The 26,067-nt window shown below is 69.0% G+C and carries 24 protein-coding genes; 17 read left to right on the forward strand and 7 right to left on the reverse strand.

Annotated features, from left to right (window positions below):
- Positions 1-87 precede the first annotated feature (87 nt).
- The 16 genes from AB0B86_RS14860 to AB0B86_RS14935 all read left to right on the forward strand — a co-directional run bounded on the left by AB0B86_RS14860 (position 88) and on the right by AB0B86_RS14935 (position 14,719).
- Positions 88-1,356, forward strand: coding sequence for a hypothetical protein (locus AB0B86_RS14860; protein WP_357418170.1), 1,269 nt, complete (start codon positions 88-90; stop codon positions 1,354-1,356).
- On the forward strand, positions 1,353-2,951 hold the full coding sequence (locus tag AB0B86_RS14865) for a type IV secretory system conjugative DNA transfer family protein (protein WP_357418172.1): 1,599 nt from the start codon (positions 1,353-1,355) through the stop codon (positions 2,949-2,951). The genes AB0B86_RS14860 and AB0B86_RS14865 overlap by 4 nt, the downstream gene beginning before the upstream one ends.
- A 62-nt stretch (positions 2,952-3,013) precedes the next feature.
- Entirely contained in the window at positions 3,014-3,832 is an 819-nt protein-coding gene (locus AB0B86_RS14870; protein WP_357418175.1) for a replication-relaxation family protein, read from the forward strand.
- Positions 3,820-4,872: a M23 family metallopeptidase gene (locus AB0B86_RS14875; protein WP_357418178.1), complete on the forward strand. Its 1,053-nt coding sequence runs from the start codon at positions 3,820-3,822 to the stop codon at positions 4,870-4,872. Before AB0B86_RS14870 ends, AB0B86_RS14875 begins: the two co-directional genes overlap by 13 nt.
- A 439-nt stretch (positions 4,873-5,311) precedes the next feature.
- Complete coding sequence (locus AB0B86_RS14880) at positions 5,312-6,556, forward strand: MarR family transcriptional regulator (RefSeq protein ID WP_357418180.1); 1,245 nt, start codon at positions 5,312-5,314, stop codon at positions 6,554-6,556.
- A gap of 82 nt (positions 6,557-6,638) precedes the next feature.
- Positions 6,639-7,289, forward strand: a complete 651-nt coding sequence (locus AB0B86_RS14885; RefSeq protein ID WP_357418182.1) for a hypothetical protein — start codon at positions 6,639-6,641, stop codon at positions 7,287-7,289.
- Positions 7,286-7,858, forward strand: a complete 573-nt coding sequence (locus tag AB0B86_RS14890; RefSeq protein ID WP_357418184.1) for a hypothetical protein — start codon at positions 7,286-7,288, stop codon at positions 7,856-7,858. Before AB0B86_RS14885 ends, AB0B86_RS14890 begins: the two co-directional genes overlap by 4 nt.
- Positions 7,859-8,025: 167 nt before the next feature.
- Positions 8,026-9,012: a DUF932 domain-containing protein gene (locus tag AB0B86_RS14895; protein ID WP_357418186.1), complete on the forward strand. Its 987-nt coding sequence runs from the start codon at positions 8,026-8,028 to the stop codon at positions 9,010-9,012.
- A 100-nt stretch (positions 9,013-9,112) separates the two neighbouring features.
- Positions 9,113-9,619, forward strand: a complete 507-nt coding sequence (locus tag AB0B86_RS14900) for a hypothetical protein (RefSeq protein ID WP_357418188.1) — start codon at positions 9,113-9,115, stop codon at positions 9,617-9,619.
- An 86-nt stretch (positions 9,620-9,705) separates the two neighbouring features.
- Positions 9,706-10,176: a hypothetical protein gene (locus AB0B86_RS14905; protein WP_357418190.1), complete on the forward strand. Its 471-nt coding sequence runs from the start codon at positions 9,706-9,708 to the stop codon at positions 10,174-10,176.
- Positions 10,173-10,514 (forward strand): hypothetical protein, encoded by a 342-nt coding sequence (locus AB0B86_RS14910; RefSeq protein ID WP_357418192.1) that lies wholly within the window; start codon positions 10,173-10,175, stop codon positions 10,512-10,514. Before AB0B86_RS14905 ends, AB0B86_RS14910 begins: the two co-directional genes overlap by 4 nt.
- A gap of 11 nt (positions 10,515-10,525) precedes the next feature.
- Positions 10,526-10,933 (forward strand): hypothetical protein, encoded by a 408-nt coding sequence (locus AB0B86_RS14915; RefSeq protein WP_357418194.1) that lies wholly within the window; start codon positions 10,526-10,528, stop codon positions 10,931-10,933.
- Positions 10,933-11,598, forward strand: coding sequence for a hypothetical protein (locus AB0B86_RS14920; protein ID WP_357418196.1), 666 nt, complete (start codon positions 10,933-10,935; stop codon positions 11,596-11,598). Before AB0B86_RS14915 ends, AB0B86_RS14920 begins: the two co-directional genes overlap by 1 nt.
- Positions 11,595-11,987 (forward strand): hypothetical protein, encoded by a 393-nt coding sequence (locus tag AB0B86_RS14925; RefSeq protein ID WP_357418198.1) that lies wholly within the window; start codon positions 11,595-11,597, stop codon positions 11,985-11,987. Before AB0B86_RS14920 ends, AB0B86_RS14925 begins: the two co-directional genes overlap by 4 nt.
- Positions 11,988-12,204: 217 nt before the next feature.
- Complete coding sequence (locus AB0B86_RS14930) at positions 12,205-12,840, forward strand: hypothetical protein (protein ID WP_357418396.1); 636 nt, start codon at positions 12,205-12,207, stop codon at positions 12,838-12,840.
- 169 nt (positions 12,841-13,009) lie between these two features.
- Positions 13,010-14,719 carry an AIPR family protein gene (locus AB0B86_RS14935; protein ID WP_357418200.1) on the forward strand — a complete coding sequence of 570 codons (1,710 nt, stop codon included), beginning with the start codon at positions 13,010-13,012 and terminating at the stop codon, positions 14,717-14,719.
- Between the two features lie 77 nt (positions 14,720-14,796).
- On the opposite strand, the gene AB0B86_RS14940 is transcribed toward AB0B86_RS14935, so the two are convergent.
- The 3 genes from AB0B86_RS14940 to AB0B86_RS14950 form a co-directional block, all read right to left on the reverse strand.
- Positions 14,797-14,961, reverse strand: coding sequence for a hypothetical protein (locus AB0B86_RS14940; protein ID WP_357418202.1), 165 nt, complete (start codon positions 14,959-14,961; stop codon positions 14,797-14,799).
- Positions 14,962-15,552: 591 nt separating this feature from the next.
- On the reverse strand, positions 15,553-16,476 hold the full coding sequence (locus AB0B86_RS14945) for a DUF2637 domain-containing protein (RefSeq protein ID WP_357418204.1): 924 nt from the start codon (positions 16,474-16,476) through the stop codon (positions 15,553-15,555).
- Positions 16,473-19,256: a BTAD domain-containing putative transcriptional regulator gene (locus AB0B86_RS14950; protein ID WP_357418206.1), complete on the reverse strand. Its 2,784-nt coding sequence runs from the start codon at positions 19,254-19,256 to the stop codon at positions 16,473-16,475. Before AB0B86_RS14950 ends, AB0B86_RS14945 begins: the two co-directional genes overlap by 4 nt.
- A 278-nt stretch (positions 19,257-19,534) precedes the next feature.
- Between AB0B86_RS14950 and AB0B86_RS14955 the strand changes: the two genes are divergently transcribed.
- The gene (locus AB0B86_RS14955; RefSeq protein ID WP_357418209.1) at positions 19,535-20,203 is read left to right on the forward strand and encodes a DUF1524 domain-containing protein; all 669 of its coding nucleotides are present in this window, start codon (positions 19,535-19,537) and stop codon (positions 20,201-20,203) included.
- A gap of 154 nt (positions 20,204-20,357) precedes the next feature.
- On the opposite strand, the gene AB0B86_RS14960 is transcribed toward AB0B86_RS14955, so the two are convergent.
- The 4 genes from AB0B86_RS14960 to AB0B86_RS14975 form a co-directional block, all read right to left on the reverse strand.
- Positions 20,358-22,370 (reverse strand): hypothetical protein, encoded by a 2,013-nt coding sequence (locus AB0B86_RS14960; RefSeq protein ID WP_357418210.1) that lies wholly within the window; start codon positions 22,368-22,370, stop codon positions 20,358-20,360.
- Positions 22,371-22,392: 22 nt separating this feature from the next.
- A complete protein-coding gene (locus AB0B86_RS14965; protein ID WP_357418213.1) occupies positions 22,393-24,048 on the reverse strand; it encodes an Hsp70 family protein in 1,656 nt (551 codons plus the stop codon).
- Between the two features lie 325 nt (positions 24,049-24,373).
- On the reverse strand, positions 24,374-25,081 hold the full coding sequence (locus tag AB0B86_RS14970; RefSeq protein ID WP_357418215.1) for an SDR family oxidoreductase: 708 nt from the start codon (positions 25,079-25,081) through the stop codon (positions 24,374-24,376).
- Entirely contained in the window at positions 25,078-25,914 is an 837-nt protein-coding gene (locus tag AB0B86_RS14975; protein ID WP_357418216.1) for a transcriptional regulator, read from the reverse strand. The genes AB0B86_RS14970 and AB0B86_RS14975 overlap by 4 nt, the downstream gene beginning before the upstream one ends.
- Positions 25,915-26,067: the final 153 nt, after the last annotated feature.

Genomic DNA, 26,067 nt, shown 5'->3' on the forward strand with positions numbered 1-26,067 from the left:
CGATCGGAGTCCCCGATGGTTCCCACCCCTGCCCTGTCCTCACCATCGTCGCCGGAGCCTGCCGGATGTGTTCCTGGTCAGGGCGGCGTGCCCGGCTCCTTCGTGGGCGAGGTGCTGTGCGGCTCCTGGGGCGACCCCACCGACTTCGTGTGGCGTCTCGTCCGAGACCGGTGGCCGCTACTCGTCGCCGCCGGGGCGGTGCTCATTGCCATCCGAGTCCTGTGGGCGGTGTGGCGGCGGCGCGCCTGGCGGCGGCACGCCGCCGGAGCACGGTGGCTGCAGATCACCCCGCCCGTGACCGCCACCCCGGCCGCGACGATCGGCCTGTGGCGGCTGCTCGCCACCGTGCTGCCCGCGCCGCGCCGCTGGGCGCTGCGCCCGGCGCGGCTCGTCTGGGAGGTCGCCGCCGACCCCGACGGGATGCGCTGCGGACTGTGGCTGCCACCAGGGGTCAACCCGACCGCCGTCGTACGGCTGCTGCAACGCGGCTGGCCCGGCGCACGCGCTGAACAGACCACCCCACCGGCCGTCCGGACGACCGGGGCCGTGGCCGCTCTCGCGGTCTGGCCCACCCAGCCGGAATGGCTGCCCCTGGTTGAGGACGCCACACCGGTCCCGCGCCGAGGCGTGGACGTCGGCGCCCCCGAGGAGGACCGGCTACGGGCCGTCTACGGTGGGCTCGCCTCGGCCGGGCGCACCGGCGGTGCGCTCCTGCAAGTCCACCTTGGCCGGGCACCGGCCCACCGCTTGCGGCGGCTCCGCCGCGCGATGACCAACCCGCAGCGCCCCCGCCGAGCCCGGGGAACGGCCCGCGCCGCGACTCTCCTCACCCATGGGCTAAGAGCGCTGCTCATCGGTGTCCTGGACATCTTCACCCCCGGCTCGTCAAGCACGAGGCGACGCCCCAGCCCGACCGACCCGTACACCGCCGAGCTGGCCCGGCAGGCGCGGGCAAAGTACGCCGACGCACCACACCTGCTCGTCGCCGTACACGCCGTCGCCACCGGCCCGACCAAGCCGGCCGCCCTCGCCGCCGCTGCTGATGTCAGCTCGGGGTTCGGGCTGCTGTCGGCCCACTTCACCCGCCGCCGGCTACGGCATGGCGCGGTCACGGCGGCCGACCGGTGGGTGCCCGAGGCCCGGATGAGCCTCGTCTCCGTCGCGGAAGCCGCCGCCTTCGCCGGACTGCCCGCCGAACCGGCCGCGTACGGCCTGCCCGGCGCGGCGTCTCGGCGTCGGGCCGCCACCCGCGAGGTCTTCCGCGCCGCTCCGGCCCCGCGCCGCCGGCCCCTCGCCGATCCACCAGCCGAGTCGGAACAGCCCCACGATCCACCGACCGTTTGGAGCACACCTTGAACAAGATCAAGACCAAGGCGGCCGGGTCGAACACCCGCGCCGAGGGTCGCAGGCTCAACCTGGTGCCGCTCGATCAGCGGCACGGCCTGGGCGGCAAGGTCATCGGCGTTGCCAACGCCGGCCCCGCGATGCGGGTCGGGATCTCCCTGACCGATTGCCGGTACCACGTCCACGCGCTCGGACCGACCGGTACGGGCAAGACGACGCTGCTGATGCGGATGATCCTGGACGACGTGGAGGCCGGGCGCGGTGTCGCCGCTTTTGACCCGGCCAAGGGCGACCTCATCCGCGACCTCCTGGCCCGGCTGCCCAAGTCATGCGGTGACCGGCTCGTCTTGATCGACCCGGATGAGCGGGCCGCGCCCCCGGCGATCAACCTGCTCGACCCGAGTGTGCACGGCGGTAGCGCGCATGACGTGGCCGCGAATCTCACGGCGGTGATGGCGAAGGTGTGGTCGCGGTGGTGGGGCCACCGGACCGCCGATATCTGCTACCACGGCCTGCTCACCCTCGCTCACCTCGACGGCGCCACCCTCGCTCAGCTACCGCGGCTGCTGTCGGACTCGGCGTGGAGGGCCGTCCGGGTCAACGCCGTCACCGGCAGGTTGAACGCGTGGGAGGGCAACACGCTGGGCGAGTTCTGGGAAGGGTTCAACGAGTTGCCCGCCGCGCAGCGCTCCGGCCTCGTGGCTCCGCTGCTGTCCCGGCTGCGTCTCGTGCTGGCGCACCCCATGGCGAACAGCCTGTTCGGGGTGCCAGCGACCACGTTCTCCTTCGCTGACATCCTCGACGGCGGCATCATGCTCGCGCGGCTACCCAAGGGCGTCATCGGCGAGGACGGCACCCGCCTGGTCGGCTCCCTGCTCCTCGCTGGGCTGTGGCAGGCCACCACCGCCCGCGCCCGCATCCCCGAGGACGAGCGTCCCGACGCGATGATCGTGCTGGACGAGTGCCACAACTTCCTGCACCTGCCCATCGGCATCGATGACGCGCTCGCCGAGGCCCGCGGCTTGCACACCTCGTTCGTCCTCGCCCATCAGTACCTCGGCCAACTGTCCGGGGACATGGTGGAGGCGATCGACGCCAACGCGAGGAACAAGGTGTACTTCGCCCTCGCCCCTCGCGATGCCATCGATCAGGCCCGGCACCTGCGCCCGTACCTCGATGACGGTGACCTGATCCGCCTCGGCGGCTACGAAGTCGTCCTGCGACCGGTCGCCAACGGGCGGGTCGTACCACCGGTCACCGCCGACACCGAGCCCCCGTCACCTCCTCTGCCGGGCCGAGCCGGCGAGTTGCGCCGCGCCGCCCGTGACCACACCGGCCTCGCCGCCGAGGAACGTCGCCGGCTGCTCGGCGAGACCGCTACCGCTGCCGAACCGGCCGAGCGGTCGACACCCGTCGAGGGTGCGGTGGTGGAACTGGTGGGCCGCAACACCTTCGCTGTTCAGGGCGAGTGGTCTAACGAGACCTCTAACGAGTGGTCCAACGAGGAACGCAACGACCACGAACAGCCGGGTGAACACCCCCCCTTGAACACGTCATACGCGCACGTGGACGGCGGTGAGGAGGACCCGTGGACCGGAACCGACTGATAAGAGATATCCCTCCTACCAACACATCTGCCAAGGGCAGTCTTCGCCTCACGGCGTCCGTGGTGGCCGCCGAACTCGGTCGACTCACCCCCCGAGACCGGCTCCTCCTGGACCTGCTCGACCAACACCGGACGTTCACCACCGACCAGCTCGTCGACCTGGCCTTCGGCTCGGTCGGTCGTGCCCGAAACCGGCTCAACACCTTGCACGATCGAGACATCCTCGACCGGTTCCGCCACTACCAGCGGCCCGGTTCGCAAGCCTGGCGATGGACCCTCGGCCCGGTCGGCGCGGCCCTCATCGCGGCCGGACGAGGCGAGGCGTTGCCCCGTCCGGCCGTCGTACGCGACGCCACCGCGCGTCTGGCCATGTCCCCGACGTTGGCGCACCTGGTGACCGTGAACGGGTTCTTCGTCGCGCTCACGGCTCATGCCCGCGCGCACCCCGGCGCACGGTTGGTGCGCTGGTGGAACGAGGCACGGTGTCGGGACGCGTGCGGCAACCTGGTCCGCCCGGACGGGCACGGCGTATGGGCCGACAACGGGCGGGCGGTGCCGTTCTGGTTGGAGGCCGACCTCGGCACCGAAACGCTGGGCCGGGTGGTGGACAAGCTGACCGGCTACGCCGCCCTACCGCCCCGGCGGGCGTACCCGGTGCTGTTCTGGCTACCCACCACCGCCCGTGAGACCAACCTCCGCGCCCACCTAAACCGGGCCGGGGTGCCGGACGGGGTGACCGTCGCCACCGCCGCCACCGACCACGCCGCCGCGTCCGGCGGCCCGGCGGGGCCAGCGTGGCGCATAGTGGGGCACCCCGACCGGGTGAGCCTGACCGGGCTACCCGCGCCGACCGGCGACGGTGGCACGCCGTGGGACGGGTAGTCGGGTGGGTCGCGGCCGGGGTCGCCGTGGTGTTGCTGCTGATCATCGCCGCTACCGCCGGCGTCGTCTCCTCGGTGTTCGGTGGCGGCGGTGGCGGCGGTAGTTGCGTCGGCGCGGTCACCGCGCCGGGTGCCACCCCGCCGGGGTTGACGGCGGAACAGGCCCGTAACGCCGGGGTGATCGTGGCCGTGGGTGAGCGGACGCGGGTACCGGTGCGCGGGTGGGTGATCGCCGTAGCCACCGCGTTGCAAGAATCGTCATTGATCAATCACGGCGACCTCGGGCCGGACAACGATCATGACTCGTTGGGGCTGTTCCAACAGCGACCGTCGCAAGGATGGGGCACCCCGGAACAGATCATGAGCCCCGACTACGCCGCCGGGAAGTTCTACGAGGCGTTGCTACGGGTGCCGGGCTGGGAACGGCTACCGCTCACCGACGCGGTGCAACGGGTGCAACGGTCGGCGTACCCGGACGCGTACGCCAAACACGAGACGCGGGCAACCGAGATCGTTGCGGCGTACACCGGCGGGACACTGCCCGTCTGCGACGACGCCCCGGTTAGTGCCTCCGGGTGGACGCGTCCGGTGGCGGGCACGGCGGGTTCCGGGTTCCGTACCGGTGAGCGGCCCGGACATGACGGCGTTGACATCATGGCCGGGAAGGGCACCGTCATCCGTGCCGCGTCCGGGGGCGTGGTGGTGCGCGTGCGGTGCAACGTCGGGGGCGACTCGTGGGAACCTACCGGCGGGCCGATGCCGTGCGACAGTGACGGCTACCCCGGGCTCGGCGGGTGTGGCTGGTACGCGGAGATCCGCCACGCGGGGGACATCGTTTCGCGTTACTGCCACATGGTGCGACAGCCGATGGTGCGCATAGGGCAGATGGTGATCGCGGGGCAGCCTATCGGCCACGTCGGCAGTTCCGGAAACTCGTCCGGCCCTCATTTGCACTACGAGATTCACGAAGGCTATCCCGCCACCGGGAACAATGCCGTTGACCCGGTCCCTTTCATGCGCCGAAAAGGCGTGGCCCTGTAAATTCATGAAGTGATTTTCCGCACATTCTAAGAAGGCCCCCGTGGGTTGCCGTGAGCGCCGCGCGTCCGGTCCGCCGGGCGCGCGGCGTAGTCGTTTCGACCCGGAAACCACGACCCCGTAAGGCGGTGTGAGCGGCCCCCGTACCGCCGACCCTATGCAGCACCAGGGAGCCGCGTCGAACGTGTCACAGCGTCGGACATGGGGCCGTCAATGGCGTTTCGGGCGGCGGTAGTGGTTCCTGAATCGAGAACGGAAGTGGCGCGGCGCGGTCCCCGTAAAGAGTCTTGCGCAACGGGGTTGACAATCGTCGCGTGCAGAGGGTCCATGGACGTGGGCAACAAAAACCGCCCCGGCGGAACCGCAAACAATGCGCACCACGCGCACCACGCGCACGCGGAATCGCTATTGCCGACCCCTATTGCACGGAGGTTTATTCGCCATGTCCACCAACGCCAACGCCGCGCCGACCACCACCGCCGCCACCGTCACCCGGACCCTCGCCAACCACCCCGACGGCATCACCGTCCGTGACCTCGCGGCCGAGGCCGGGGTGGGTCAGTCCACCGCCTCCAAGGCCCTCGCCGCGATGGAGGCCGACGGTACCGCCACCCGCACCCCCGGCCCGACCAACGGCAACCGCAAGAGCGCCGACATCTGGCACCCCGCCACCACCGACGCGACCGACGAGCCGACTCCGGCCGACGACGCCACCGACGCGACCGATGAGGCGATCCCCGGCGACGACGCGACCGACGCGACCGACGAGGCGACCCAGGGCGACGACGACACCGACGCGACCCCGGACGCCACCGACGAGGCGACCCCCGCGACCGACGCCACCGACGCCACCGACGAGGCGACCCCGAGCCACGACGACACCGACGCGGCCCCGGACGCCACCGACGAGGCGACCCCCGCCGACGACGCGAACGGGGGCGGCGGGGCGGACGAGTCCGCGCTCCCGGAGGCCCCCGTGTCCGGTGCGCCGGTGTCGGGGGTGCCGGTGTCGGGGGTGCCGGTCGCCCCGCGTCAGCCTGACCTCAAGGTGTTGATCATGGCTGGCGTGTTGGGCGGGCACCCGGACGGCATTACCGCCGACAACGCGATCAACGAGAGCGGTCTGTCGGTCGTCATGGGCGACACGATCCTCGCCGCGATGGAGGTTGCCGGGGCCGCGCGTCGCCTGCCGGTTGACGACGACGGTAACGAGTTGTGGGTCATCGGGGACGGTGACCTCGCCACGGTGGACCCGGCCAACGCCCCGACGCACACGACGTGCCCGACGTGCGGTCACACCCGCAAGATCCGCCGCCCCTCGGCCCGGCGCACCACCGGCACCGGCCGCACGACCGGCGAGATCAACAGTGACGGGTCGGTGAAGCTGGCTAAGAACGAGTTGCGGCACCGGGTTGAGGCGTTCATGCGCGACCTCGGCACCGGCCACGACGTGACCCCCGGCACCGTCGCCCGTGAGATCGGCGGACGCAGCCCCGGCGCGGTCCGCAACGCCATGGAAAAGCTCGCCGGGGCCGGGGTGCTGATCCTGACCCGCGAGGCCCCGGAAACCTACGCCCTCGCGGACAACCCGCCCGCCCCGCCCGCCGAGGTTCGCGCGTTCATGGCCCCGCCCCAGACCGACGACACCACCGCCACCGAGGCCGCCGCCGCGCCGGTAGCGGCCTGACCGACCGCCCCGCCGGGGCCGGGCACCACGCCCGGCCCCGGCACCCGCACGCCCACCCACAAGCGCACGGAAGGAACGGACAATGACCACCCCCGAAGGCCACCCCGACCACGACCACGACGCTCACGGCCCGACGTTCGCGCCGGGGTCGCTGCGCTGCCCCGAATGCGGGGAACCGGCCCGGCCAGTACCGCCGCGTGACTGGTCCCTCAACGGATTCACCCCGCGTCCGGCCGCGTCCCACCACGACGGCACGTCGCTATGCCCGGTGCCCGGTCCGAACGGCTCACAACCGGCGGACCCAATCGGCATCTCGCCACGCCTGACCATGTGGCAAGCCGTACGGCAATCGTGGCTCGTCCATCCTTATTGGACCGTCGCCGATCACCTCGCGTGGCTCGATGGCGAGGGCTACGACACCGACGACATGACCGGCGACCCGGCCGAGGTGGTCGGCCGGTGGCTGGCCGAGCACCGCCGTAACGCCCCGGTTCCCCGGCCCGTCGATGACCGCCGCGTCTACATGGTTGCCGGGGGTGACATGGTGGCCGTGTTCGACTCGGCGGAAGAGGCCGACATCATGGCCGTGACGATGACCGCTGCGAACCTCGAACCGGTCACCCTGCCTCTGACCGAGGCGCAATGGGAAAAGGCGCACGCCGTGTTGCGGTCACAGCTACCGCATATCACCGTGACCGACGTCCGGCCCGGCCGTGCGGACGATGCGTCGTGACCGGCCCATTGGCTACCGGTCCGACCGCCGATCGGCCCGACATCCCGCCCTCGCTGGCCGCGCGTCCCCACGACGCGCGGCGCGGCCTGCCCATCCCGCCGGTCAACATCCACCCCGACCCGACCGGCGACGGGTCGCACGTGGACTTCACCACGATCAACACCACCACCTCAACCCGCCTCGCGGTCGAACGGAGGTGTTCGCTGTGCGGTGAGGCAATGGGCTATTGGGTCGCGTTCCTCGGCGGACCCCGGGCCGCTGAGTTGATGCGCTACGCCGACCCGCCGGGGCACCCCGAGTGCATGACCGCCGCACTGTCGCTGTGCCCCCATCTGGCGCTCGGGCGGCACCGCCGCGCCCGTGCCGACCGTCCCGGGGCGGGCATCATCCCGCCGGGGTCGCACGGCGACAAACCCGACCGGTACCTGTTGGGCATCACCCGTGACTACCGCACCCGGTTCATCCCCGAACACGGGTTCGCCGTGTACCTACCGGCCCCGTTCAAAACCGTCCACGTGTACCTGTACGGCCCGGACGGGCGGCTAAACCCGGCCACCGACACCCGGTAGGCCACGCCCGACGGCGGGCGTCAGATTCGCCGCAGAAACCTTCATCGACTCCAACCGATCGTCTTGATCCACCGATAGAGGTAGGAAACATTGTTAGTGACGGCGCGGCCGGGGTTGCAATCCCCGGCCCGCCGCCCGCCAACACACAACCTGGAAGGGGTGCCACCGTGGCACACGAACTGGAAACCTTCGCGAATGGGCAGACCGCCTTCGCCTCAGCGCGGTTGACCGCCTGGCACCAGCTCGGCACCGTGGCCGACGAGTGCATGACCGCCGAGGAGGTCATGAGCAAGGCGTGGCTCGGCGGCTGGGAGGTCCGCAAGATCGCCATCCAGGGCATCGAGGTCACCGAGCGCGGCGTGACGAAGGTCGACTGCCCCGACAAGTACATGACCGTTCGCACCAACCCTGCCACCGGCGAGACCGAGTACCTCGGCGTGGTCGGCGAGGACTACAGCGTGGTGCAGAACGAGCAGGTCGCCGAGACCCTCAACCTCCTGGTCGACGCCTCCGGCGCGCACTTCGAGACCGCCGGCTCGATGCGCAAAGGCCGCTCGGTGTTCGTCACGATGAAGCTGCCTACCGCGATGCAGATCGCCGGGGTGGACGACATGGATCTCTACCTCGCGGCCACCACCTCCCACGACGGCACCGCCGCCCTACGCCTCGATGCGACCCCCGTGCGGATCGTCTGCAAGAACACGCAGAACCTGGCCTTCGCCCGGTCGGTCAGCTCATACACCTTCCGGCACACCTCGAACGTCACCAGCAAAATCGCCGAGGCCCGGCAAGCCCTCGGCCTGATGTGGAAAGCGTTCGCCGACTTCGAGACCGAAGCCGAAAAGATGATCAACGAGTCGTTGACCATGGGCGAGTTCGAGAAGATCGTCGCGCAGGTTTGGCCTGTTGCGCCCGACGCCTCGGACGTGGCAAAGAACAACTCCAAGCAGCGCACGGCCACGTTGCGGTACCTGATTCGGGACGCGGACACGCAGAAGGCGATCAGGGGCACCCGGTGGGCCGGGTACCAGGCCATTACCGAGTACGTGGACCACTTCGCCCCCGCCAAGACCGACCTCGCCCGCGCCACGCGGGCGCTGACCGGTGCCGGTGCGGACCTCAAGGCCCGCGCGTTCGAGCTGCTGGCGGTCTGACGTGGCCCGGCACGGGGGCCGGGCCACCACGCCCGGACCCGGTACCGGCGCGCACCCCGCCACCGGCACCGCACCCGTCCCTACGCCCGCAACCGAGCCCATGCTCGCGCCGGAGCCCACCGCCGCCTCCATGATCGGGCTGGCCAACGACGTGTCCCGCCACTTCGCGGCGGCCGAGGTCGCCCGCGCGATGGCCGAACACTCGACCAGCGAAGCCGAACACGCCCACCTGATCGCCCGCGCCGAGCACTGGGAAGCCCTCGTCAACGAGCAGTGGAACGCACTCTGCTCAGCGATCTGGGCGACCGCACCCGGCGGGGCGACGGTCGAGCGGTTCATGCCGGTCCGGCCGCTGACCAACGGCCACGTCGAGCTGCACACCTACAGCACCGAAGGCCGCCGCCTCGTCGTGCTGCTCACCGGCGCACAGGCCCTCGCCGTCGGCGCGCACCTGACCGCGTACGGGGCGCTCAGCCTCGACCGCAGCGGCCAGAAACTCGACCCCGGCCTACCCCACATCAAGGCCGCACCACCCTTCGCCGACGGCACCACCGAGGCGTGCACCGCCCTGGACAACGCCGCCGGACAGCCACCCGCCAACTCCTGACCGCCCCGACGAGCCGCGCGGCCACGGTCGCACCCCGGGCCGCGCGGCACGCCCCGGCGTCCCCTCGACATCATCGCGGAGCATCCATGAGACCCGAACACCTGTTCGCAGTCGCCGTCGAATTCGCGGAGGCGACCGGCAAAGCCGAACGCGCCCGCGCCCTCGCGGCCAGCGCCACCGGCGACGAGCGCACCGTCCTCACGAACACGGCAACACGCTGGGAGGCGGTTGCCATGCGCCGAGGTGAGTTCCTCCGCGCCTCGCTGCGCGAGGCCCTGAGCGGAGCCGTCATCGCCGAGCCAGACACCGAGCAGCCCGCCGCGCTCTGGCGGCGGCGCCACGTCGAGGTCCGCGCCCGCACCGACGACGGCTCCCGCGTCCGCGTGCGCTGCACCCCGACGCAAGCCGTCGCCCTCGGCACCGCCCTCATCGGCCTCGCGGCCCTGACCGACCAACTCGGCGGCGGCGTCCTCGGCGACACCATCGCCACCTTCCCACCCACCCTCGACCCCACCGCGGAGCCCGAGGCGAGCGACGAGAACGGGAAGCCGGCATGACGAACCCGACCGACCCCTCCGAGGACACCGACGGCATCAGCGACGGCCAGCGCATCCTCGACGGTCAGCAGCTCACGGGCGCACTCGCTCTGCTCGGCGCGGTCGACCCTGTCTGCGTCGAGGTGCTGACCCGGCTCAACCTGCGGATCTACCCCGGCGAGCCCGGCGACCGCACCGCCTACGTCGTCCTCGACGTGCACGGCGTCTCCATCGGCGTCAAACGCCGCGCCGACGACCTCTACCTGCACGCCGACACCACCGAGACCGACGACCGGTACATCGCCTTCGAGATCAACGGCCACGGCGAGACCGACCACACCACCCACCCCTTCTCGTGAACGGAGCACCGATGTACCGATCCATGGACCTCGGCGACACCGCCCGCGTCATCACCCCCGCCGACGCCACCGAATACCGCCTCGGCACCGTCACCGACGTCACCTACTCGACCCCGCACACCACCCACGCACACCGCTACACCCTGCGCTTCCCCAGCGGCACCGAGCGCACCTACCCGGCCGACCGCGTTGCTCGGCGTACTCGCGCCGACGACCACGCCGCCCTGGAGGCCGCCTTCACCCAAGCGAGCGCGGCTCTGCGCGACGCCTGCCGCATCGCCCACGACTACAACCCCGACCTCAGTGCGGGCACTGCGAGCCTGCTCCGGCGGCTGGTCGACCTCGCCCGCCTGCGCCTCGGGCTGCCCCTTGACCCCGCCCGGCCACACACCGGTACCCAGGACGGAGGCGACCAGTGATGCCACCGCACTTCCCACGTCCCGAGGAATTCGCCCATCCGCCCGAGGCCGCAGCGCTCGACACGGGCATGACGCCAGGCCAGGAGCCGACCTACTGCCGCCGCTGCCGTCGAGGACTCAACATCCGCTTCGACGACCTCGGCCTCATCGTCGGATACCTCCACGCAGCCGAGCAACGCGGCCAGCAAAGCGACCACCGCCCCGAGCCCGCACCCATCACCGACATTCCCGATCCGATCATCGAGTGCGACTTCTGCTCCGCACCCGAGGCCGCCTGGATCTACCAATGCGCCAACCAGGTCACCGACGCGCGCCGGATCACCGGGCAAGTGGTGTCCGTCAACGACTACCGATCCCGCAACCACGCGGCCAGGGTGCGCCGTACCGACACCGAGCACGCCATCACCCAGGCGTGGGGCGAGCGCTGGACGGCCTGCCAGGGGTGCGCCGACCTCATCGAGGCCCGCGACCTGTACGGGCTGATCCGCCGCGTGACCGACGCGATGCCCGCGAAGCTCACTCGAGGTAAACACCTGATGCGGACCCGGGGTGAGTTGCACGACAGGTTCTCCGCAGTGTTCGACACCCTCGCACCCGGCCGAGGCCAGATCACCCCCGGCCACCCCCTCGGCATCTGGCCCGACACGACAGAGAAGACGTCATGACCGACGCCGCACGGCACCAGCGGCCGGCGTTCATCCACGCGAAGGCCCGACGCCGCCTCGGCGCGGTGTGCGCAGCCGACGACGAGCCGCTGAACCGCATCACTGACGACCCGCACCTCGTCACTTGCCCGGACTGCGAAGGACTGGTCGAGTTCGACGCGCTACCCGACGACGCCACCGCAGGCGATCCGCGAGTCATCGAGGTACTACGCGAAGTCACACGCGGCAACTGCCGCAAGATCGACGGGGTGATGGTGGACATGACCACCGCTGCCGCGATCCTGACCGTCTACGACGCGCTCAAGCCCGCCACACGGGTGAAACTGGCCGCGCTGCGCATCGACCGAATGGCGCAGGTGGCGTGGCGGCTGCTACGCCCGCACGTCTAGGCCGAGTGGGTCGGTGGCCGGCGGGCACACCCGAGGGTGCGTGCAATTCCCGACCGGCCACCTCGCCCACTTCGGGCCGCCTGCGGACACACGGCCGCTTCTACCCGAGCCAGGGCGTGCCGCCGATCCTACGGCGAGTCCTGCCCTGCCCGCCTCGGCGGCACGGCGCCGGCAGCGAGCCACCACCGGAGGGAGGATGGGGGCCGTGGCACAACGCATGATCGGCGGACGGACCGCCCTCGACCGGGCCGAAGTCGCCGCGTTCACCGGCGCGGCCTACTCCACGGTCAACCACTGGCACCGCCACCGCGACCGCTTCGACTTCCCGCAAGGCTTCCAACACGACGGCCGCGACTGGTTCTGGCTCGACGACATCAAGGCGTTCCACGTCACGCACCAGGCGGCGAAACGCGCCGAGCTGACGAAGGTCGACCGCCGCGGCGACCCCGAAGACCTCATCGGCTCCGGCGCGGCGGCGAGGGTCCTCGGATACGGCTCGTATCGCAACCTGCCCGACACCCTGTACGACCACCCCGACCGAGTTGAGGTGCTGCCGGACGGGCGGCTGCGCCGACTGTGGTTCCGGCGCACCGTGTGGGCCGTGGCCGACGCCCGTACGGGCCGACAGTCCACCGGCCGCACGCCCGGCACGACCGGTGCCCGCAAACCACACCCATACGCCGACGACCCTCGATTCCCGGCCGCCGTCGCGCTGCTGGCCGAGGCCGACCGCACCGGGCTTGACCAGCGTGGGCTCGGCGTGACGCTGGCGCGGAAGCTCGGCATCACCCAGCGCACCGCACAACGACTGCTTGCCGCTGCCTGTGAGGTGAGCGGGCACCCTTCCGAGTAGGCGGCCCGGCTTGATTTGTGGGAATAGCAGCCAGAGGCTTAGGGACCGATCGGTGGCTGTTGTGGGATTGGTGGGTGGACTTGTCCGGCCGGTCAATGCGCAGGGCTGCGAATGCGCGGACAGAGCCTGTACGCTCTCGGAGGGTTGAACAGAAGATGATGGGAGCGTCGTGGATCCACTTATTAGGGGCCTCTTCAAGGAATTCAGGGAGACCCAGGAACTCCTCGGCATGGCGGAGTCGGACGCTTTTGAGCTATTTGTTGCAACCTTACTGCTCCGCGATGACGTGTTGGATCAAGTGGACATGACGGATCTCTTGTTGGATCCCGCCACCATCGGCATCGACTTGGCGATCCTCGAGGTCAACGGTGAACTCGTGACGCAGCGTAGCGAAGTGTCGGGTGTGTGCGAAAATAAGAGAAGCCTCGACGTCGTGCTCACCTTGATGCAGGTCAAGGCCTCGACGAGTATCAGCAGTTCGGAGATTTTGAACTTTGGGGATGCGACAAAGAAGGTTCTTTCAAATACAGTTCCTTCGCAGCATCCGAAGCTTGCAGCCGTCTCCGACGCACTGTTCGGAATCTTTGATGACTATGCATCGAAACTGAAGGGGCGGCCTCGCGTAAACTTGGCGTTCGTCAGCACGGCCAACGATGCTTCGCTCGTGGATGGGAACGTGCTCGACAGGGCGGCGACAGTCCAGCGGGAAGTGCAGGCCCTTAGTTACGTTGGCGAGTTGGCGTTTGAGCTTTATGGGGCGACCCGCATTTATGAGGCGTCGAGGAAAAAGACTCAGGCTAACGAGACGGACATCGTGCTCGAAAAGGCCGTAAACTTGCCTGAGATGCCTGGCATTAATCAGGCTATTCTCGGCGTTGTTTCCGTTCGGGAGCTTCTCAAGCTCATTCAGACTGAGGATGGAACTCTGAATGAGAGAGTGTTCTACGATAACGTGCGAGGCTTCAAAGGTGAAGAAAACGACGTAAATCAGCAGATAATAGAGACTCTAGGATCGCCGCAGCGTGCACTGCTACCCGTCTTGAATAACGGCGTCACGGTGGTTGCTCGGTCGTATGCGCCCAAGCCCGGCGACGCCGTGTCTTTGACTGGTTACCAGGTTGTCAACGGGTGCCAGACGAGCCATTGCATTTACTTGGCGCAGGAGTCACTTGGTGATGCTGCTGACTCTGTCTACGTGCCTATTCGTCTCGTAGTTACGGATGACGAAGAGGTGGCGACACGCATCATTCGCGCAACAAACTCCCAGACCGCTGTCAATGACAGCGACTTGGTCGCCCTTACGAAGTTTCAAAAGCGCCTTGAGGACTTTTACTTGCAAGACCAGCTCGGGGCTGGTTTGACTTACGAGCGACGCGCTGGACAGTTCTACTACCGTGACGTCACGCGTACGCGCATCGTTACTATTAGTGAGCAGATGCGAGCCGTCGCGGCTACGTTCCTTGACCTACCGCACCTTGCTGCTCGATACCCCCAGCACCTTTACGCAGAGGTCGGGGACTCGATCTTTGACGACGACCACCGCCTTGCCCCGTACGTTGCCTCGGCCTTCGCCGCATATCGACTAGAAACGGCTTTTCGTACAAGTCTAGAGGCTGAATACAAGCCTATTCGCTACCACATACTGATGGCCTATAAATATGAGTTGTTTGAAGGTCGAGCCGCGCGGCTGAATGAGCGATCCATCGATCAACGAAGTCAACAGATGGTTGATTTGCTGCGTCAGGCCGACTACGTGTCGGCCTTCAGGGCAACCGCGCAAAGGATCGTTGAGGTGGCAGGTGGACAACTGCCGACGGCGGACCGACTGAAGCGCCCACCCTTCACACAGGAATTGATTAGCCGTCTTATCCGGGGTTAGGGGCGGCCGAAGCACCGACAGGTGCCGTCGCGCGTCCACGATGGTGTGGAACCGACGGCACCCGTCTGCGGGCTGTCTCAGTCCTCGTCGTCGTCCGTAGCGGCCCGAGGTGTCGGAACCTCCATCAGGTAGCGCAGCGCGCCGTTGATGTCCGTGCCTCGGCTGTCGGCAGTGCGCTTCAGCAGGTCGTACACCTCGTCAGCGACCTCGATCGTCCGGACGCCGGGCGTTCTGTCGGTCATGCGTGGTCCCTTCTGGCAGCGTTCGGTGTGGTGCCCGTTCGGGCAACCGTGCCTATCCACGCTGACCTCGACGGAGCGATCAAGACGGCCGCTGGTCCCGGGCCAGGCTCACGACTGAGGCGCTATTCGAGGGTGGAGCGTCGCCCTTCGCGTTTGGTGTGTGTCACTGGGGGCGTCGCCTCGAATGGCCGCGTCGGCGGCGCGAGGCAGGGCGGCGGCGAGGCCGCGAGCGTGCTCCGGGTTGAGACTTAGTTGTAGGCCGTCTTGGGCCGGAACGCTGGACTCGACGCAGGGGCGTTCCAGATCGGCAGGGTTGGTGCCGATCCAGCTCGGGGCCTTGTACCAAAACGCGACGCGCACGTGTGCCTCTAAGAGGCACGCCTGGTCGCAGACGTGCACGGTGTCCGCGACGCCTCGGTGTAGGGGTGCCCGAGGCGAGAAAGGGTCGGCGTCATCGTGGCGGCACTCGGTACACCAGGGCGGGCAGTGCTGCGGGTGCGGTGGGCGGGCGGCGCTGGCCGCTCGGGCAGGCTCGCTCACCTACGGCCTCCTCGCGCGTTTGATCATGTGTGGTGAGCCGACGATGGCACGTTAGACCGATGCGGTGGGGCGAGAGCCGTTGACCGAACGGACCTCCTGGCGCAGCGTGGCGAGAAGTTCCGACACGGCACTGTTGCGGATCGAATGGCCGTTCTGGCGTATGCGGCGCGCAAGCGCATCTCGACTGACGGTCTGGCCCTCGCGGATCAGCTCGTCACGGGCCGCGCGGGCGATGGGCAGCAGCGGTACGAGATCCGGGGCAAGGTCCACATCGGCATAGTCCGTGTCGTCGGACGAGTCGTCATCGTGGGATTCTGCGTCGAGGTCATGACTAGTCTGATTGGCATCTGATTCGTGGTCCTCCTCCGGGCGTTCGCCGGTGTCAGGAGCCTCATCGAGACGCGACCTGTCGACATCCACATCCACGTCCACATCGACGGGCGGGCGCTCGGGTAGCGGTCCCCGATCGGGTGGTGGGGATTCGTTGTTGCCGGGCGAGGGCTCGAGAGGTGCCGCTGTGGCGCGCTCGGCTGGTGACGGTGCCGCTGGTGCCTCGGCTAGCACGGCGTGTGGTTGGTTCTCGGCTTCGCGGCGGCGGGCGGCGAGTTCCACGAGCGATACCGAGGCGACGATGATCAGTCCGTCTACCGAGAGCGGTAGGAGGTAGGGCACGGTGCCGGTCTCGCCGTATCGGGCGACGACTCCGACCATGTGGTGATAGCTGATCCACGAGGCGATGGCGGCGATAGCCGAGGCGGCGACGACTCGGATGGCGCCGAGTGAACGCCGGTGCACGGGTACCCGGGTGACCAGCTCGACCGTGATCAGCAATGCCAGAGGTGGCCACGCCGCGATGGCCTGGGAGATCGGGTTTGCTTGCGCGTGCAGGACGTTCGCGGTGACCGAGGCCGCCACGCCGAGGGCCAGCGTCGCCCGCACGGCCCATTGCATCCGCTGGAGCTGGCTGTCGTTCATAGCCGTCCTCCACTGGCAGGGGCGACGGGTCGGAGCTGCCGTTCGGCGACGCGGCGGGTGGCCTGGGACGGTTCGGCGTCGCCGAGGTCGGCGAGACGTTCCTCCAAACGGCGCAGGGTGCGCCGCACGGCGTCGGGCCGTTGCTGCCTGCCGTGGATGCGCATGATCCGCTGGTACAGCTCCTCGTTGACCGGGTCCAGGTCGGCGGTGCGTTCGAGGACGGCGATGGCCTGGTCGGGGTGGTCAGGTTCGAGGATCTCGGCGATCCGGGCGTAGGCGGTGAGGATCTGATGGCGGTAGCTGGTGGCGTAGTCGGTGGCCCAGGTGTGGTCACGGCCTTCGGCGAAGTCACCTCCGTACAGCTCGGTTGCCCGGCGCAGCGCGGCCAGCATCATCGCCTCGTCGTCGGTGGTGGTGGCCCGTTCGATGGCGGTCAGCATCTGCCAGAGGTCCACGGTGACGGCCTCGGGGTCGAGCTGGTATCGGCCGGTGGCCGGGTCGTAGACGATGAACATGGGCTCCTCGTGGCCGGTTGCGGCGCGTAGCACCCGCCGGGCGGAGGTGATGTCGGTCCGGACGCGTTTGACGGCGGCGGTCGGTTCGATGTCGGGGTGCAGGTCGGCGGCGAGCTGATCGAGGGTGCGGCCGGTGGGGTGGGCGGCGAGTACGGCGAGCGCGGTGTAGGAGCCGCTACGCATTCCGGTGGCGATCGGACCGGCGTCGGTGGAGACGGTGACGGGGCCGAGCACCCGAAGCCGGACCAAGGCCGCCGCGTCGTCGGGCTGGACCGGTACCGCCTCGTTCGTCTCGACGGTCGCCGCGGCCGGCGAGATCTCGGCGGGCGGGTCGTCGACGTCAGCGCCGGCCTCGGGTCGGGCTATCGCGTCGGTGAGCATGGAGAGGATGGCGGCGAGGTCATCCGCGCCGAGGGTGGACAGCCGGGTCACTGGATGCGGTTCGTCGCCGGTGGCGGTGCCCTCGGCGCTGATCTCGACGGTGGGGATGCCGTCGTGCGGGCCGAGGATGACGGGGTGCAGGTCCAGGGCGGCGCGATGGGTGGCGACGGCCTGGAGGCGGGCGGCGTGCCGGGGGCTGGACTCGATGAGCAGCAGGTACGGCGGTTGCGTCTCGGCGTGGTCGGTGCGGGCGTTGAGGTCGCTGATTGTCTCGGCGTCGAAGGTGTCCAGCAGCCGGCGACGGCCGATCATCTCCTCCTCGGCGTGGGTGATCGCCGCAGCGATGTCGGCGAGCATGATGAGGCGTTCTCCGTCGTAGGCGGTGCCGTCGGGGTCCAGCCCTATCAGCGGGGCGCCCGGGGGCAGAAGTCGGGCGAGTAGGTCTGCCGTGGTGACGACTACCGGGCGGGCGGTGGCGCTGTCGGTGACGCCGGTGGTCAGGACAGCGGCGAGGACGGCGCGGGCTGCCGGGATGGCTGCGTTTCCCTTGAGGGCAAGGCCAGGACCGGGCAGGTGGAACAGGCTCACCTCGTTGCCCTCCACGTCGACGCCGATCGGAGCCGGTACGGCGGGGCTGGCATGGCGGTGGTCACCGACGGCGGTGCTGAGGTCGCGGCTGCCGATGGTCTCGACGTGAGTGAGAGACGGCGGCATCGGAGAGGGCTGCGGACCCGGGTTGAGCGCCTCCGGGAAGATCAGCCGGGCGCGGCGGCGTCGGTGGAGACGGAGTAGGGCGGCTACGGCGGCGATGGCTGTGGCCAAGCCGAGGCTGATCCAGCCCTGCGTTGGCAGTGCGATCCCAGCCTTGTCGGCTGGCTGATCGCGGGGCGATTCGGAGGCGGGCGCCGTGCCGTCGGCAGGGACGCTCGGTTTGCTAGGCGCGGGGGTGGGCGGCCTCGGCGTACTCGTTGTCGGGGTGTCGGGGGCCGGTATGGCGCTGGCTGGTGGTGTCGGCGGCGGGGTGGGCGCGGTGTCGGTGGCCCGGGGTGCCGCGACGTCAGGGCTGCCGGGGGTGGGGGCGGTGGGATCAGGTAGGGCAGTTGCTGGCGCGGGTTTACGGGCGGGGAGCGCGAGTGTCCATCCGACGTGGATCTCGTCGGGGTCGGTGAGGGCGTAGCCGTTGGCCTGCTTGTGCCCGCGGTTGAGTGTGTAGATCTCCCGCCAACGTGTTGGGTCACCGAGATGCTTCGCGGCGAGATCCCACAAGGTGTCTGCGGCGACGACTCGGCACGTCCCGCCCGGGGCGGCGCGAGTCACGTTGGCGCCGGCCTCCTGGCGAAAGGCCGGCGGCGGGGTGGATCGGACGGAGACGGTCAGGGCCGTTGGCGTTTCCAGGGTTTCCCCTCCTGGAACTCGTGATGCGGGTGCCGGAGGGGCATCCAGGGTGTCGAGGGTGAGTCGCCTCTCGGCTACCGACGAGGGGGCGTCTGGTGGCGGCTCGACGTCCATCGCGGTGGTGTTGTCGGCGGCAGCGGGCAAAGCGGCCACGGTGGTGACGGCGGTGGTGCCGAGCAACACCGCCGTGAGCGTTTGCAGTGGCCGGGGCAAGTGCAGCACGACGTGCCAGCGCAGGCGATCGGCGAGGTGCTGGTGGGTGTGTTCCGCGATAGCAGTGACTAGGAGCAGCCACAGCAGCCAGGCCCCGACTTGCCCCAGCAAGGCGAGGAAGTCGGCGCTCAATGGCTGGCTCAGCCACACGCGCAACTGGTCCGCCGACACCACCCCCGGGCTGATCCAGCCGGCCCGGTAGAGCACCACCGGCGGTGCCAGCGCGAGCACGAAGGTTCCGGCGCGTACGAGCAATGCTGAGGATCGTCTCGCCATGGCGTGTCTCCCTCCCGAGGTGCGCAAGGGGCGGTGAGACTGACCGTAGGAGCTGGATGCGCTGCTGATACCGATGCCGGTGCTAACAGCACCTCACACGGCCTTACACGGCCTTACATCCGCAGGTCACAGCCTTGCGGTCCTCCGTGCCTCCGACTTGGGGTAGTGAGGTGACGATGCGGATTCGTTGCCGCTTCCTCCTCTCTTCACAAACACGCTCTTCGATGGACATGATCGCTGTAGACGATTGCCGTCTACCCGATGTCGAGGAGGCCGCTATGCGGATACGACTCTCTGCCCGCTTCCCCCGCGCTGTGCAGACCGCCGTGGTTGCTGCCGCCGTCGTCGCGAGCGCTGGACTCGTCGGCGTCAGCGCGCAGCCGGCGTCCGCTACGCCCCCGGGTATCCCATCGAAGGCGACCGCGCAATCGCAGCTCAACGCGTTGACCGTGGCCACAGAGGGCTCGAGCAGCGGCTACTCTCGGGACCTGTTCCCGCACTGGATCACCATTAGCGGCAGCTGCAACACTCGGGAGCAGGTCCTCAAGCGCGACGGCACCTCGGTGGTCGTCGACAGCTCCTGCGCGGCTACCTCAGGTCGTTGGTACAGCCCGTACGACGGAGCGACCTGGTCGGCTGCCTCCGACGTCGACATCGACCACGTTGTGCCCCTCGCGGAGGCGTGGCGCTCCGGCGCCAACTCCTGGACCACCAGCCGCCGGCAGAGCTTCGCCAATGACCTGAGCCGCCCACAGTTGATCGCGGTCACGGACAACGTCAACCAGTCCAAGGGTGACCAGGACCCGTCCACGTGGCAGCCGTCGTTGTCGTCGTACCGATGCACGTACAGCAAGATGTGGATCACGGTGAAGTACAACTGGGGCCTGAGACTGCAGTCGTCGGAGAAGTCCGCGCTACAGGCCATGCTCAACACCTGCAGCTCCTGACCTCAACGTCGGCCAGCGGCGGCATCACACACAGGATGCCGCCGCCGGCCGGATGCGTCGTTAGAGCTCGTCATCCATGAAGCGATGAGCTGCCGAGCGCGCGGAGGGTACGCGAGTAGACGGACCGATGCCGGTTCAGGTTAGGCGAGTCGGGCTACTGCCGGCTGACGCCGGTTGCGCTGCTGTCCCTGCTCGGGAGACTATCGGGGGCCTCGTCGTCAAGCCCTGCCTCCGACAGCAGTCGCAGGTAGCGGCCCTGCAGATCGGTGGCCGCTTCGTGGTCACCGTGAGCGGTGAGCGCGCGGCGGGCACGGGCATGGAGGTCCGCGTTGTACGGGTCGATGCGGAGGCCTGCCTGCAACACGGCAAGGCTGTGCCCCGGGTCAGGTTCGGCGTCGGCGAGGGCGGCGCAGATGTCGATGACATGCCGGCGGGTCGCTTCGCGAATGGGATCGAGCCATGGCCAGATGCGTCCGGCGGCGAGGTCAGCGGGGTAGGCGTCAACGATGGCCTGCCAGGCAGCGGTGGTGTTGGTGACGGCGCTGGCGGCGTGGTGAATGGCGGCTTGCAGCTGCCACAGGTCGACGTTCACGTTTGCCGGGTTGAGGCGATAGCGGTCGTCGGTGTGTTCGATGACGTGCAGCCCGCTGGCATCCCGGATGGCAGTGCGGAGTTCGCTGAGGGTGGTGTAGAGCCGCCCGGTGAGGGACCGGCGGGGGACACCCGGCCAGATGGCATCGGCCAGCTGTGAGGTGTTAGCGCCGGTGGGGTGACTGGTGGCGAGGAAGACGAGGATCTGGAGGGCGGCGCTGCGGCGGATGGTGAGGGGTTCACCATCGACGAGAAGGGTGGGCTCGCCCAAGACGCGTAGGCGAAGCCGCCGATTGGAAGCACCGGGCCGGAGGTGGGGCTCGCCTCGGGTTGCCTGCCGCGGCAGCCGGGCCTTCGGTGGCACCACGTGCCGCGGGGGAGGGCCCGGAGTCGCTGGGGCGGGCGGTGCCGGGTCGGGGTGGACGATGACGGCGAGCAGGTCAGTCGCCGCCACCTGGTCCAGGACACACAGTCGAAGCCCAGGCTCTTCGGGACGCAAGGGGTCGTGCAAATGGCCTGTCGGGGCGGCCTGCCAGGTCGGACCCGCCGGCCATCCTCCCAGCACAACGACCCGACCACCCGCCATGGCCGCGACATCAGCGACGTCTCTCACGTCGTGGGTGTCGCACTCCTCTTCCAGCAGGAGGACGATCCTCGGTGAGAGGGCCGACTCGACGAGCCGCGCTGCGTCGTGGATGGTCTCCACGGCAGTGAGCTGCGGTAGACGGCGGGCGAGCGCCTGCGCGCCGCCGCCCAGGAGGCTGGTCAGCGTTGTCCTGGTGGTGACCAGCGTTCGGGTGCGGAGGTGATGCCCGGCCAGCATGGCGGTGACCAGCAGACCTCGCCCGATCGACAGAGCGCCTGGTCCGCTGACGCCCAGACCACTCACCGGGAGAGCATTGACGAGGTCGGCGAAGCTGCCCGACGGCTCCGATGCAACCGGCGGGGCGGGGGCGTCGGCGAGGGCTGCCTGCACGGCCGCGACGGTCGGGGGCAGTCCTGCGGCATCGAGTTGCTCGCGCCGGTGTGGGTCAGGTGGGCGGGGCTGGTAGTCGCGGCGGCGGCGCAGCCAGACGAGGGCTGCGGCAGCAACGACTTGCCCGGCGACCTCATCAGGCAGCCACCCTCCGGTGAGGTGAATCCCGTCATCGCTCGCCGTCGTGTCGTTATTTATGGGGCTGACCCCGTCGGAATTCTCGGGCGTCCCTGCGGCGAGCGGAGGCGATGGTTGCGGCGGGGCGGTGGTAGCCGTGTTGGTGGCGATGCCGAAGACTGCGGCTCCGGCCATTCCGCTTGCCGTCGCCTGCAGTGGTGTCGGTAGCGGAAGCCGGCGCAGCCATCCCGCGGTCGTGCGCAGACGGGTCAAGACGCGTATGGCGACGGTATAGGCGAGCAGCAGCCACAGCAGCCACGCTCCGATCGTTAACGCGGCGGTGAGGGTCTGCTCGGTCAGCGGCTGCTGCACCCACGCCCGTACCTGTTCCGTGCTCGGCCATCCACGTACCGGTGGACCGACCAGAAGTACCAGCACCACGGGCGGGCCGGCCAGGAGCGCGAGGACGACCAGCAGCGACATCACCTGGCGCGGCCACCGCACCTCACCCACCCCCACCCGACGGCCCGGCACCCGCTGATCGCCGCGCAGTGACAGGGCTCGTGGCGGCGGGGCGGACGATCCTGGTCCACAACCGGGCCGCCCACCACATCGCCACCGCCACGGCGTAGCTGACCCCGAGGATGCCGGCGGCCTGGTTGCTGACGATCGCGGCGGTGATCACCGCGACCGGGGCACCGAGTATGAGGCGGAACATCAGCGGCGCCACCAGCGCCATGACCAACCCGACGCCGAGGAGAAGACCACCGACGCGCCCGGAGATGTCGATCCACAACAGCCGATCCGGCCACCTGTCGGCCGTCAGCGAGTATTGGATCAACACCATGCCGAGTGCTGCGGTGACGATCGAACCGGTCGGCGCGGCGAGCAGCGCCGACCAGCCGCCGTGCGGGGCACGCCATTGTCGGGCGGCCACCAGTGCCATCGCTACGGCCATCAGCAAGATCGGAGTGATCGGCCACAACGCCCACCTCAGGAAGGGGCCCACGGGTTCGCCGAAGTACTGGCTGGTGACGACCGCGTAGAGACCGGCAATCGCCGCGCCGAGGCTCGCTGCGGCGAGGATGCCGATACTGACCCTCCCGCCCTCGGTGCGGGTACTCGGCGTTGGGTTCCGTGCGGCAATCACTGAACCAAGGACGGTTCCTGCGGCGAGGCATGCCAGCAGGGCGAACACGGCGGCCATCGTGAACTCGCCCCAGTTCAAGCGCACCGAGCGATACACCAATACGTTGTGCTCTTCGGCGGTCAGCAGACACTGCCAGATCAGGGCTAGTGACGCGAAGCCGGGCACCGCGATTGCCACGGCCCGTCGCACTGGCGGAACCGGCACCTCGACCGCGACCGTCCCCGCGTTCGTCGAGCCAGCGTCGGCAGCGCCCCGGGCCGCGACCAGTTGAGGTTCGGAGACAACTGTGGGGGTGATGCCCGTGCGCTCGGCGACGACTGTGTCCAGGTGCGGCAGGTGTGCGCTGCCGCCGACACAATAGATCCCTGCCAGGTCGCTGGGGGAGAGTTCGGCGGCAGCGATGGTCTCCCCGACCAGCTCCGCCACGCGTCGAATTACTGGCAGAGCGGCATCGACGAGCATGGCCCTGCTCGCGATGACCGGCGCCTGCCCCGCGAGAGGCACCGTGACCGCGGGGTGGACTCCCAAGGTTTCCTTCGCCGCGCGGACGCTCTCCGCTACCGCCCAATCGCCTACGCCGTCGCTGGGCGCGCTCCGAAAGACGGTCAGAGCGGCAGCTAAGGCTAGGTCGACGGCGTTGCCGCCAGCGGCAGAGTCCGCGAGGGTCGAGAGGACCTCAAACCCCGCCGGGCCGCGGCGAAGCACTGTCACCTCCGCGCCCGCGCCGATGTCGCAGACCACGATGAACGCCCCAACCGGCAATTGCAGACCGGTCGCGAGGAGATGTTCGGCGACGGCTACTGGAGCCTCGACAAGACGCGGCTGCGCAAGACCCGCCCGATGCGCAGCCTGCCTCATCCAAGTACGCCGGCGCGGCCCCCAATCTGCCGGTACCACCAGCCGGACATCCCGCACCGGCCCGCCGGCAACCCGCTCGGCCTCGGCCGCCGCCGTGCGCAGCGGCGCCGCCGCGAGCGCTAGTGCCTCTACCGGCGTCTCATCGATCACCACGCCGCCCTCGACGGCGCGGCGAGGGCTCGGAATGAGCCTGCTCGGCTGCTCTACGGCGGCCTGCCACGCCCGCTGCCCTGTCCGTACCTCCCCGTCGGGGCCTACGTATACAGCGCTGGGCAGATACGGCAACCCGTCAAACGACAGCGCAGACGCACTGCCGTCAGCCCAGGCAAGAACAGCCACGGTGCTGGCGTCACCACAATCGATTGACAGCCGCGCTTCCCCCGCCTGCATGAAGACAGTCAAACATGAAGATCTCGTTCACGTCATCTGTTGATCACGCAGAGGTAGCTCGGTGCCGCCCCGTCTGCCGGCGATACCGCTACCAGCTGAGTGGGCGTCGCTGGTAGAAGAGTCCCCCGGTCGGGCCGTCTGGCGGCAGCGTGGCAAGCCATACGAAGGTGTCCGCCGCTTCGTCGGGCGTGGAGTTCGCCTTTCCATAGGCCAACCGGGTGTCGACCTTTCCCGGGGACGCCGCGTTTACCAAGATGCCGTCGTCCTTGAGCTCAGCTGCGAGGATGCACGTTAGGGCGTTCACCCCAGCCTTCGACACTCGGTAGGAAACGCTTCCGGTTCCCATCTCGCCAAAGGTCCCCATGTGGCTGGTGACGTTGACGATCCTGCCGTACCCGCTCTTCCTCATCTCGGGGATGGCTGCGGTGCAGCAGCGCCAGGTCCCCATGATGTTGGTGTCCAGGGTGGCTCGCACCTTCTCGATGTCGGCGCTGGCCGCTGCCTGGCCCCGGTCGATGGCGATGCCGGCATTGTTGACGAGGATGTCTAGCCGGCCGTGCTGGTAGCCCACGTCCGCCATGGCGCGAGCGACGCTGGCCGGATCGGCGATGTCTAGTTGCTGTCCGGATGCAGAGAGTCCGTCCACGAGTAGCTCGGTGGCGGCCCGATGTGCGGCTCCCTCGGTACGGGCCGTGACGACCACGTGGGCGCCGGTCTCGGCTAAGCCGCGGGCGATGGCCTTGCCGAGGCCGCGGTTGGAGCCGGTGACAACTGCGACCCTATTGGCCTCACTCATGTCAGCAGACTACGCACGCACTCGTCCAGTGCTGCTGCGGCCGGGTGTCGATGCACCACGAGACGACCGTGAATGTCCAGCAATCGGCGGTGGTTGCGTACCGATCGCGTGGCGACGACATCTGGAGCAGCCTGGGCAACGAGGCTGCATGCCTGCTCGACATCTCCGAGATTCAGTACGGAATCGGCACGCCAGATCAGATAGGTTGCGCGGTCCCGGCTGCGCTCGGCCGGTTGGAGTGCGAGGGTCTGTTGAAGCCAGTAGTCGCTGGCTTGGTGGCGCTGTAGAAGCAGGTAGCAGGCCGCCACCTGGGCCGAGTACTCCGCATGATCAAAGTAGCTGGCCCAGGCCGGGCTTGCTTCATCGTCAGCGCGTGACATCTCTGTGTCGGCCTCTGCGAGTCTTCGCTCGCACGCTACCGATTCACCAAGCACTGCATGTGTACGAGCCAAACGCGTAGTGAGCATGGCTCGCACGCGGGCGGGCGCATCCTTCGCCCCAGCTCGCGCAGCGTCGGCCAAACGGAGGGCCTCGGCGGGGCGTTCAGTGTCGACCCGTTGAAGGCTCATGCACTTCAGGATGTTCGCGCCTGCCGCGCGGTCGGCTGCGGAGTGGGCAGCGTGGAGGGCGGTGAACCAGTAACGCTCGGCCGCCGCGTGGAATCCTGCATCGAAACTGGCCCAGCCAGCGATTCGTCCCAACTCGGCGGCGACAACCAGCAGGCGATTGCCGGCACCCTCTGAGTAACTGCTATGTCGCAGGAGATCCGTCACCAGCCGAAGCTCGGCGTCAACCAGCGACCGCACGCTCCCGCCGCCGAGGCTGGCGTCCATGCGGCGCAGGGCCGGGAGCCGCTGTTCAAAGCAATCTAGGAGATCTGTGTCGACGCGGCCTCCCTCAAGCGCTGCGTTGATCTTAGGAGGCTCGGTTGCGAGCCACCGTTCGGCTATCGCGGCAGCTAACCCGGCCTGCATGATCAGAAACCC

The sequence above is a fragment of the Micromonospora sp. NPDC049047 genome, from assembly GCF_040649135.1.
Taxonomy (GTDB): Bacteria; Actinomycetota; Actinomycetes; order Mycobacteriales; family Micromonosporaceae; genus Micromonospora.

What these genes read in the sequence shown, in the direction of transcription:
- AB0B86_RS14880 (WP_357418180.1), top strand. Translation starts at nt 5,312, where the DNA reads ATGTCCACCAACGCCAACGCCGCGCCGACCACCACCGCCGCCACCGTC.
- AB0B86_RS14885 (WP_357418182.1), top strand. Translation starts at nt 6,639, where the DNA reads ATGACCACCCCCGAAGGCCACCCCGACCACGACCACGACGCTCACGGC.
- AB0B86_RS14900 (WP_357418188.1), top strand. Translation starts at nt 9,113, where the DNA reads ATGCTCGCGCCGGAGCCCACCGCCGCCTCCATGATCGGGCTGGCCAAC.
- AB0B86_RS14905 (WP_357418190.1), top strand. Translation starts at nt 9,706, where the DNA reads ATGAGACCCGAACACCTGTTCGCAGTCGCCGTCGAATTCGCGGAGGCG.
- AB0B86_RS14910 (WP_357418192.1), top strand. Translation starts at nt 10,173, where the DNA reads ATGACGAACCCGACCGACCCCTCCGAGGACACCGACGGCATCAGCGAC.
- AB0B86_RS14915 (WP_357418194.1), top strand. Translation starts at nt 10,526, where the DNA reads ATGTACCGATCCATGGACCTCGGCGACACCGCCCGCGTCATCACCCCC.
- AB0B86_RS14920 (WP_357418196.1), top strand. Translation starts at nt 10,933, where the DNA reads ATGCCACCGCACTTCCCACGTCCCGAGGAATTCGCCCATCCGCCCGAG.
- AB0B86_RS14925 (WP_357418198.1), top strand. Translation starts at nt 11,595, where the DNA reads ATGACCGACGCCGCACGGCACCAGCGGCCGGCGTTCATCCACGCGAAG.
- AB0B86_RS14930 (WP_357418396.1), top strand. Translation starts at nt 12,205, where the DNA reads ATGATCGGCGGACGGACCGCCCTCGACCGGGCCGAAGTCGCCGCGTTC.
- AB0B86_RS14940 (WP_357418202.1), bottom strand. Translation starts at nt 14,961, where the DNA reads ATGACCGACAGAACGCCCGGCGTCCGGACGATCGAGGTCGCTGACGAG.
- AB0B86_RS14945 (WP_357418204.1), bottom strand. Translation starts at nt 16,476, where the DNA reads ATGAACGACAGCCAGCTCCAGCGGATGCAATGGGCCGTGCGGGCGACG.
- AB0B86_RS14950 (WP_357418206.1), bottom strand. Translation starts at nt 19,256, where the DNA reads ATGGCGAGACGATCCTCAGCATTGCTCGTACGCGCCGGAACCTTCGTG.
- AB0B86_RS14955 (WP_357418209.1), top strand. Translation starts at nt 19,535, where the DNA reads ATGCGGATACGACTCTCTGCCCGCTTCCCCCGCGCTGTGCAGACCGCC.
- AB0B86_RS14960 (WP_357418210.1), bottom strand. Translation starts at nt 22,370, where the DNA reads ATGTCGCTGCTGGTCGTCCTCGCGCTCCTGGCCGGCCCGCCCGTGGTG.
- AB0B86_RS14970 (WP_357418215.1), bottom strand. Translation starts at nt 25,081, where the DNA reads ATGAGTGAGGCCAATAGGGTCGCAGTTGTCACCGGCTCCAACCGCGGC.
- AB0B86_RS14975 (WP_357418216.1), bottom strand. Translation starts at nt 25,914, where the DNA reads ATGGACGCCAGCCTCGGCGGCGGGAGCGTGCGGTCGCTGGTTGACGCC.